Annotated in this window: 1 pseudogene; it reads left to right on the top strand. The window is 53.0% G+C overall.

The features are described from left to right. Positions 1 to 330: pseudogene (locus EN804_RS37805) on the top strand (hypothetical protein); the annotation flags it as partial.

Here is a 330-nt window from a genome sequence, read left to right as displayed (position 1 = left end):
GTAACCCAATTCAACGGCGCGCTTTTTTTGATGGGTTGATGCATCTTGCGCTAATCGAGGCGGGAACCGTTGTGCAAGAACGCACAGTTGAAGGTGATGAGGATTGGGCGTTGAACGGGGCGGCGCAGTTTAAGCCAAACGGTCTCACATGGGTAGATCATCAATTCGGCATGATACCCAAACGATTTCGCCTGCCAAAAGTCCCGGTCTCCGAGCGAGGTATGGTGTCCCTGGATCGCTTCAATCGTAAGTCGACCGTTTCCGTGGAGGGGAGGGTTTTCGAGACGCTTCGAAATGCAACGTGGACCGATACCAAGGGTGATGCATTCA

The sequence above is a fragment of the Mesorhizobium sp. M8A.F.Ca.ET.161.01.1.1 genome (assembly GCF_004792105.1).
GTDB lineage: Bacteria > Pseudomonadota > Alphaproteobacteria > Rhizobiales > Rhizobiaceae > Mesorhizobium.
This window is presented reverse-complemented; position numbering and strand designations above follow the sequence as displayed.